Genomic DNA, 7,002 nt, shown 5'->3' on the forward strand with positions numbered 1-7,002 from the left:
CATAATGTAACGAGCCGATGGCTCTCAACAACATTTTGATGGTTTCAAACGGGTTGAAACCCGTTTTTACAATATTTTTTCGAAGCTACGCTTCTTTTTATGCCTTTAAAATTTTAATGCGTCTGCCTTGGTGCGCAGCCTGATTACTTTAATCTGGCACTCAATTTTTATAAAACACCTGATTGCAATGAAAGCTTTACAAGCTCTGCGGTATTTTTTGCAGCAAACTTCAGCAGGAGATTTTTTCGATGCGTGTCAACCGTTGTAATACTTATAAAAAGCGATTGGGCAATTTCATTATTTGTTTGGCCATCGGCTATATGTTGCAATACTTCCAATTCACGGCGCGTTAAAACGGGCTTCCTGCTTTTGTCTTCATTACGCAAAACCTGTGCAGCATTAAAGCTCAGGTATTCCTTCCCTTTCATCACCGTGTTGATGGCATCGCATAATTCCTGCCGCGTTGCATTTTTTAATACATAGCCCGATGCGCCGTTTTCCATCATCTTTTGTATAAAGCTCAGCTGGTTAAAAGTGCTTAACCCAATCACAAAAACAGATGGATATTGTTGTGTTACTTCCTTGCATAAATCAATGCCGCTCTTGTCGGGCAGGTTTATATCCATTAAAATAATATCGGGTAATTGTTTTGTAAGAAAGGCAAGGCAACTTTCTGCATTCATGGCATGTCCTATCCATTCAATATCGCTTTCATGCTGCAGCAGCGAACGAATGCCTTCAATCACCATATAATGATCATCTACTATAAAAATTTTGCTGTGCATTATGTTTTAAATTCAATTAATACAGAAGTGCCTTTGTTTGGTGAAGCGTCAATATCTAATTTCCCTTTTAAAAATTCAACACGGTTTTCAATATTGCCCCAGCCAATGCCTTTTGTTCTTTTTAAAATTTCTTTGTCAAAGCCTTTGCCATCATCTTCAACTGTAATGGCTAACTGTTCATTAGACCGGCTTAACTGAACGATTGCATTTTTTGCTGCTGCATGTTTCAGGATGTTATTGATCAACTCCTGTACAATGCGAAAAACAGTAATGGCAATTGTCTGGTCAAGTTGTGTATTGTCAAGCCCGATAGATTGATAACTGATGCTTAATGCGCCGCTTTGGTTTATCTCGTTGCAAAAATCACGCAGCGCCGCATCCAGCCCAAACTTAACCAATGCTTCGGGCATCATGTTATGCGCTACGCGGCGCATTTCCTGTATAGAGCTGTCAAGCATATCAATGCTGCGCTCAAAAGCCTGCGCGTTTTCAGGCGTCATTATCAAATTGCCTTTCATCGTATTTAATGAATATTTTATGCCCGACAGCATGCCGCCCAAACCATCGTGCAGATCTTTGGCCAGCCTGGTTCGTTCCTGTTCTTCGCCTTTTAAAACAGCTTCTGTTGCGGCCAGTTGTTTTTCCGTTTCCAGTTCTGTAATGCGTTGCTGCTGCAGCTTTTGTTTTATTGTATAATTCCTGTAAACAAGCGCCAGTATCAATAATAAAATGGCCGCGCTGCCAATAAGGATGCCGTTAATGATATGCGTTTTGTTTAACTGCTGTTCCTGTAGTTTTATCTGTACTTCTTTTTTTTCTGTTTCATATTTTTTTTCAAGATCGGCGGAAGAACGTACCACTTCATCATTCAGCACAGCCTGTTGTATGGAATCTGAAATATGCTGTGCTGCAAATGCTTCCGCATAATTGCCTTTTGCCACATATACATACGCCTGTATGCCGTAACCCTCTTCCTGCTCCCGCATCAATGAATCTGCTTTGCTGATAGCCAATGCCGAATCAATACTTGTGCCGGCTGCGGTTATATTGCCGTTATACAAATTTGCAAGCGCCAGTGTATTAAACGCTGCGGCCTGCATTTGTCTGCTTTTTAACTCACTTGCAATACTGCAGGATGCACGTGCAGCCTGCAGCATATCCTTAAACTTTTTCTGCAAGCCGAATAGTTGTGTTTGATAACCATATATAGTGGCTTCGGCAATTTTATCGTTGTTGGGTTTTGATTTTTGTATGGCTATGCTAAAATATTTCTCAGCGCTGTCGTACCTGCCCAATGCCTGCCAGGCTTGTGCCGCAGTTGAATAAACCCTGTTGATAAATTTGTTTGGCTTGCCGTATTGCTCATGTATTTTAATGGAGGTTAAAGCATTGTCAAGCGACTTCTGGTATTGATAATTATAAGCATAGCAGTTGGCAAGGTTATGATATGTAGGCGAAAGCCGTGTGGAATCGCCAATGGCTTCAAATATGTTTTTTGATTTTAAAGTGGCATCAATGGCATCGTTGTATTTGCCAAGATAATTGTACGTTATGCCCAGGTTGCCATAAGCGCTTGCCACTAAAGTACTGTCTTTTAATTTGCGGGCGAATAATATAGCACTGTCGCTGTGGCTTACTGCCTGGTTGTAATTGCCTTTTGTAAAATCAAGCACTACACTTTGTTCATAATATTTATATAAGCCTTTGGTGAAATTTATTTTTTGTGATAAGGCTTTTAATTTATCAAGATAATACTGCGAGGAGTCCTGGTTGTTCATCTGGTAATACAGCGCCAGTTTATAAAAGCTGTTGCAGGCAGTGGTGTCTTGTTTTTGTTTGGCCAGCGATTGCAGCAGGCTGTCCCTTGTACCTGTATCCTGCGCCCGGGCGAATGAAAATACAGCAAACAGGCAGAGTGTAACTATAACTTTCAGCATATAATTGTTCCTGCTACAAATTAAATATTTAAGGCCATTCTGCTGCATCCTGTTTTTCCATGATTTTATTGCAGTAAGGCATTTGCAGCAAAAGGGTTAAAAACATTTTATGTACCGCCGTATTTACAAATAAAAGCCCGGAAAAATGCCGGGCTTTTATTTAATCATCGGTGTTATCCATATTTAATCAATCAGCAACAGCTTTCCTTTATATACTTCTTCTTTGCCTTCTTTATTTATAAAGCTTATACGGTAATAATACATGCCGCTTGTTTGGCTGGCAAAGGCTGTATTGTTTTGATAATCCTTCCGGTTCATTAATACTTTGCCGTTTATGTCCGTTACGATAACGTTGTTGTGCTGCGGCAAACCTTGTATCATCCATTTATCGTAATGATGCAGCAGTGTAGGTATTTTTAATTGCGTGATGGTAAGCGATTTTGCATTGCCCGAATCACTGTTGAACGTTGTTTTAAATGGCCTGCGCGGGATATGGAATGCATCATCATTTATGATCGTTCCAATGGCCGTGAATGACCCTGCAATAGTTGTATTCACCGGGTTTGACAAAACAAGTTTCAATTTTTCATTCGGTTCCCAATAGCGGTCGCCCACAATTTTTACCGGTATATACTTTGTTTGCTCACCCGGTGCAAAACTGAGCGTGCCTTGCGATGAAACAAAATCGAAATAAATAATGGCGGTATAGGTTTGCGCTTTGTAGTCAATACTGCATGCTGCCGTTGCAGCGCTGCTTAAACTTACCCTGAACAGCATGTCTTTCCTGCCGCTGTTGCCTTCTGTCACCGCTGTATCCGCAATGGAAACTGTTATTGGAACACTACAGCCTTCATCAATTATGCCATTGCAATTATCATCTATACCGTTGCCGCATATTTCTGCAGCATCGGGATGAGCGGCGGCATTATTATCATCACAATCACCGCTCACCGCCAGCAATGCTGTTGCCGGTTTATAACCCGCAGGCTGTGCACATTGCGTTTTTGTATTGCCATCACTATAGCCATCATCATCTTCATCTTTATACCACGTGGTTGAAGGGTTGATGGCAGCATCATTATCATTGCAATCCATATTCTCGGCAACGCCGCAGGCAACAGGCGAACCTGCTCCATAACCGTCGCCATCGTTATCAGCATATAAGAACCTTGTATCATCGCAATCGGTGCTGTCTGCCACATAACCGGCCGGTTGTGTGCATGCAAATTTTGTTGAAGCTACATCGCCAAAGCCATCACCATCGCCATCTTTATACCATGTTACGCCGCCATCTTCATCAACCAGTCCATCACAATCATTGTCTTTACCATCGCACAGTTCAGGTGCGCCGGGATAAATGGTGTTGTCGTTATCATCACAATCTGTACTGTTGTTTACATAACCTGCAGGCGGCGCAGATGAACAGTCGTTTACAACATCCGCAGCATTGCCAAAACCATCGCCATCTTTATCTGCATAAAAGGTCTGTGATTGATGTACGCCTGCATCATTATCATTGCAATCCGTATTATCGGCAACGCCGCAGGCAACAGGCGAACCTGCTCCATAACCGTCGCCATCGTTATCAGCATATAACAATTGCGTATCATCACAATCGGTATTATCTGTTACATAACCGGCGGGCGGTGTTGATGAACAATCGTTTACAGAATCTGCAACATTACCAAAGCCATCGCCATCCTTATCCGCATAATAAATATGCGATTGATGTACGCCTGCATCATTATCGTTGCAATCTGTATTATTGGCTACACCGCATGCAACCGGGGAACCTGCGCCATAACCGTCGCCATCGTTATCGGCATACAAAAACTTCGTATCATCACAATCGGTATTGTCGGTTACATAGCCTTGGGGCGGGGAAGTGGCTGTAATACTTTTGGATGCATCGCCAAAGCCATCGCCATCATTATCGGCGTAATAGGTATTTTGCTGGCTGAAGGTTAAGCTGCCCATGAACGGGTTAAGCTCTGAAAAGTCTTTCACCTTAAATTCCAGGTAAAGTGCGCCCGTGCCAAATGTTGCAATTTTTGGTGTGATAACAGTAAACTGGCTTAAGGCAGCACTGGTGTCATCCGTTACCACAAGATTTACAGGCGATGTTGACGACCCTTTCTTTTTTAATATTTTAAGATCGGTATAATCATAATTCTGTCCCAATGATGATAAATAATTAAGCATGTTGCTCACTTCAATACTCCATACATATAAACGGACAGATACCGAATCAGTAAGCGTAATATTTGCCGGCGGTTCAATATAAAAATTCCTGTCAAGAAAATAGGTTGGTGTATTATTGATATTGCTTGTGCGCAACGAATCCCCCCCGTTATATTCCACATGCACGCCCCAGCAAACATTGTTCATTGTATTGCCGTTGGGGTTGATGGAGTAAATAAGGTTGCCGTTATCATCATTTACATCAATCCATTCTTTGCCTGAAAAGTTACCGCAGCCAGCACTACTGTTCTTTGATTCAAAAGTGGCGGTATCTGTTAGCAGCGGGCAAGGCATTACATCCTTAATATCCAGGCTTTGCAATTGCCTGCCGCAACGGTCTGCTGCAACCAATGTGTACCAGCCTGCCGGGATATTATGAAACGTATCAGCAGTTTGTACAATTGGCTGGTAACTGTTGAAATAATAATTCCTCAAATAAAAAGTATAAGGCGCCAGTTTACCCGATGTATAAACAACAAGGTCTTTAAGGCAATTATTGCCAATCCATTTCACAGAATCTATAATCTTGATATTATTGGTTACATACACCTTCTGTTCATAGCTTGTACTGCCGCAGCCATCGGTTACCGTATAATAATAATAGCCAAAATTGGTAACCTTAAACACACTGTCTGTTGAATAAGTATAACTGCCGCCATAAGGCTTTATTCCATATTTAAACGGCCCTGTGCCTTTGGTTACATGAATTACAATATCGTTATAACAAGAATCTGATGCATTTATATTATAAGTGGCAGTTGCTTCAGGCGGTTGCGCGCCCAAAACAACTGAGCCCGTATAACCAATACCGCAGGCATCGCGAACACCATAGATATACGTTCCGGCAGATAAATTACTGAACACATTGCCGCTTACATAAGCCGTATCCGGCCCGGTGCTGCCATATTTATGAACACTGAACGTAAACGGCGCCACGCCGGAATAACGGCTGTCGCCATTGGTGCTTACGGTAATAACACCATCGTTGCTGGTGCAGGTGCTTGTAGTTTGTGTAACGGCTGCACTGGCAAGTATGCCCAATGATGCACCAAGGCTGGAAACCTTTCCACAAGCATCCGTAACCCGAATGCTGTAACCCACGCCGGGATCAATATCTGTAATGAATGCGCCACTGGCAGTTTCGCCCCATACCTTATAATTAGCATCTGTTGATTTTTTATATTCAATTCTAAAAGGCGGCCGGCCGGCTGTAGTGAGGTAATTGCTAACCATAATATACCCGTTGGTGCAGGTTGAGCCCCAATAAGCAAAAGCGGTGCTGAAAGCGGTGCCGCGGTCAACATTCCATTTAGCAGGGTCAACACTTACGCTGTTGGAAATATATTCTTTGCCCGTAACTTCATCGTAAGCGCGCACCCTGAAGAAAGTTGCCTGGGTTATATCATCCCCATCATACCTTACAAAACTTGTTGCATTATTATACACCTGCGTGCCTTCCAACTGCCAGGTATCGGCGCCCACTAACCGTTCATAATAAATAGTTACTTGCGGAACGGAACCGCTTCCAAAAAAAGGGTTGGGCACTAAGGTTGCACCGCCGCAAGCCATGTAATTAGACAGGGTAACTTTTTCAAGCTGTGCATGCAGCAGCAACGGAAATAATAACGCCGTTAACAGCAGGAGTTTTTTACAAAGGAAAAGTTGAGTTTTAAGCAGGTATATCTTTTTCATAAGCCAATTATTTAAAACTCAAACATAACAGTAAGCATTAAGCCCCTTTATCCCCGAAAAACAGGATTTTTGAATAAATGCAAAGATTTTTTTCTAATCCATGCATGAAAACCAGCACAAATACTTTTTTTAAAACCCCTTTCGTTATTTACCTGAATAAGCAAATACATGAAACCATCCGCCAAACAAACACTTCGCAAACGCTTAAATTGACGTGAGTTCGGGATAAGCGATATGTTTAAAGCTTGCAGACAGACCTCACCTAAATCCTCCCGAATGGCCGGGACAGGTTCTCCAAAGGAGAGGACTTCCGACGCCCTAAAACTCATAAAACATGCAAAAAATCA

3 protein-coding genes are annotated in these 7,002 nt (G+C 42.2%); all 3 read right to left on the reverse strand.

All coding sequences use genetic code 11. The annotated features are described in order from the left end of the window. Positions 1-167 precede the first annotated feature (167 nt). Positions 168-785, reverse strand: a complete 618-nt coding sequence (locus QM629_RS05250; RefSeq protein ID WP_415157919.1) for a response regulator — start codon at positions 783-785, stop codon at positions 168-170. Next, positions 785-2,722 (reverse strand): histidine kinase, encoded by a 1,938-nt coding sequence (locus QM629_RS05255; protein WP_415157921.1) that lies wholly within the window; start codon positions 2,720-2,722, stop codon positions 785-787. The genes QM629_RS05250 and QM629_RS05255 overlap by 1 nt, the downstream gene beginning before the upstream one ends. Positions 2,723-2,905: 183 nt before the next feature. After that, a complete protein-coding gene (locus tag QM629_RS05260; protein WP_415157923.1) occupies positions 2,906-6,655 on the reverse strand; it encodes a MopE-related protein in 3,750 nt (1,249 codons plus the stop codon). Positions 6,656-7,002 lie beyond the last annotated feature (347 nt).

Source organism: Parafilimonas sp., from assembly GCF_047606085.1.
In the GTDB taxonomy this organism is placed as follows: domain Bacteria; phylum Bacteroidota; class Bacteroidia; order Chitinophagales; family Chitinophagaceae; genus Parafilimonas.

Excerpts from the sequence above, each read along its gene's own strand:
- QM629_RS05260 (WP_415157923.1), bottom strand. The coding sequence starts at position 6,655 with ATGAAAAAGATATACCTGCTTAAAACTCAACTTTTCCTTTGTAAAAAA.
- QM629_RS05255 (WP_415157921.1), bottom strand. The coding sequence starts at position 2,722 with ATGCTGAAAGTTATAGTTACACTCTGCCTGTTTGCTGTATTTTCATTC.
- QM629_RS05250 (WP_415157919.1), bottom strand. The coding sequence starts at position 785 with ATGCACAGCAAAATTTTTATAGTAGATGATCATTATATGGTGATTGAA.